Annotated in this window: 1 rRNA gene; it reads left to right on the forward strand. The window is 52.9% G+C overall.

The window, feature by feature from the left end:
- A 23S ribosomal RNA gene (locus P3T42_RS36815) occupies positions 1 to 2334 on the forward strand; the annotation flags it as partial.
- Positions 2335 to 2357 lie beyond the last annotated feature (23 nt).

A 2357-nucleotide genomic window follows, 5' to 3' on the forward strand; every position in this document is an offset into this window, starting at 1 on the left:
GGGGTGACGGCGTACCTTTTGTATAATGGGTCAGCGACTTACATTCAGTGGCAAGCTTAACCGATTAGGGCAGGCGTAGCGAAAGCGAGTCCGAACAGGGCGTTCAGTCGCTGGGTGTAGACCCGAAACCAGGTGATCTATCCATGGCCAGGATGAAGGTGCGGTAACACGTACTGGAGGTCCGAACCCACTAACGTTGAAAAGTTAGGGGATGAGCTGTGGATAGGGGTGAAAGGCTAAACAAACCTGGAAATAGCTGGTTCTCTCCGAAAACTATTTAGGTAGTGCCTCGTGTATCACCTTCGGGGGTAGAGCACTGTCATGGTTGAAGGGTCCATTGCGGATTACTTCGCCATAGCAAACTCCGAATACCGAAGAGTGCAATCACGGGAGACAGACATCGGGTGCTAACGTCCGGTGTCAAGAGGGAAACAACCCAGACCGCCAGCTAAGGTCCCCAAATATTGCTAAGTGGGAAACGAAGTGGGAAGGCTAAAACAGTCAGGAGGTTGGCTTAGAAGCAGCCATCCTTTAAAGAAAGCGTAATAGCTCACTGATCGAGTCGTCCTGCGCGGAAGATGTAACGGGGCTAAGCAATATACCGAAGCTGCGGATGCACATTTATGTGCATGGTAGGAGAGCGTTCCGTAAGCCTGCGAAGGTGCATTGAAAAGTGTGCTGGAGGTATCGGAAGTGCGAATGCTGACATGAGTAGCGATAAAGGGGGTGAAAGGCCCCCTCGCCGTAAGCCCAAGGTTTCCTACGCAACGTTCATCGGCGTAGGGTGAGTCGGCCCCTAAGGCGAGGCAGAAATGCGTAGCTGATGGGAAGCAGGTTAATATTCCTGCACCATTGTTAAATGCGATGGGGGGACGGATCGCGGAAGGTTGTCCGGGTGTTGGAAGTCCCGGTCGCTGCATTGGAGAAGGTGCTTTGGCAAATCCGGGCACGGAATTCAAGGGTGTGGCGCCATTCACTTAGGTGAAGAAGCAACTGGAAGTGGTTCCAAGAAAAGCCTCTAAGCTTCAGTTTAACAAGACCGTACCGCAAACCGACACAGGTGGGCGAGATGAGTATTCTAAGGCGCTTGAGAGAACTCGGGAGAAGGAACTCGGCAAATTGGTACCGTAACTTCGGGATAAGGTACGCCCCTGTAGCCTGACTGGCCTGCGCCAGAAGGGTGAAGGGGTTGCAATAAACTGGTGGCTGCGACTGTTTAATAAAAACACAGCACTCTGCAAACACGAAAGTGGACGTATAGGGTGTGACGCCTGCCCGGTGCCGGAAGATTAAATGATGGGGTGCAAGCTCTTGATTGAAGTCCCGGTAAACGGCGGCCGTAACTATAACGGTCCTAAGGTAGCGAAATTCCTTGTCGGGTAAGTTCCGACCTGCACGAATGGCGTAACGATGGCCACACTGTCTCCTCCCGAGACTCAGCGAAGTTGAAGTGTTTGTGATGATGCAATCTCCCCGCGGCTAGACGGAAAGACCCCATGAACCTTTACTGTAGCTTTGCATTGGACTTTGAACCGGTCTGTGTAGGATAGGTGGGAGGCTTTGAAGCGTGGACGCCAGTCTGCGTGGAGCCAACCTTGAAATACCACCCTGGTTTGTTTGAGGTTCTAACCTTGGCCCGTGATCCGGGTCGGGGACAGTGCATGGTAGGCAGTTTGACTGGGGCGGTCTCCTCCCAAAGTGTAACGGAGGAGTACGAAGGTACGCTAGGTACGGTCGGAAATCGTGCTGATAGTGCAATGGCATAAGCGTGCTTAACTGCGAGACCGACAAGTCGAGCAGGTGCGAAAGCAGGTCATAGTGATCCGGTGGTTCTGTATGGAAGGGCCATCGCTCAACGGATAAAAGGTACTCTGGGGATAACAGGCTGATACCGCCCAAGAGTTCATATCGACGGCGGTGTTTGGCACCTCGATGTCGGCTCATCTCATCCTGGGGCTGTAGCCGGTCCCAAGGGTATGGCTGTTCGCCATTTAAAGAGGTACGTGAGCTGGGTTTAAAACGTCGTGAGACAGTTTGGTCCCTATCTGCCGTGGGCGCTGGATATTTGAAGGGGGCTGCTCCTAGTACGAGAGGACCGGAGTGGACGAACCTCTGGTGTACCGGTTGTCACGCCAGTGGCATCGCCGGGTAGCTATGTTCGGAAGAGATAACCGCTGAAAGCATCTAAGCGGGAAACTCGCCTTAAGATGAGATATCCCCGGGGCTTCGAGCCCCTTGAAGGGTCGTTCAAGACCAGGACGTTGATAGGTCAGGTGTGGAAGCGCAGTAATGCGTTAAGCTAACTGATACTAATTGCCCGTAAGGCTTGATCCTATAACAGGTGTGTCTTGTGGTTC

The organism is Paraburkholderia sp. GAS38, from assembly GCF_050434965.1.
Taxonomy (GTDB): domain Bacteria; phylum Pseudomonadota; class Gammaproteobacteria; order Burkholderiales; family Burkholderiaceae; genus Paraburkholderia; species Paraburkholderia phenazinium_A.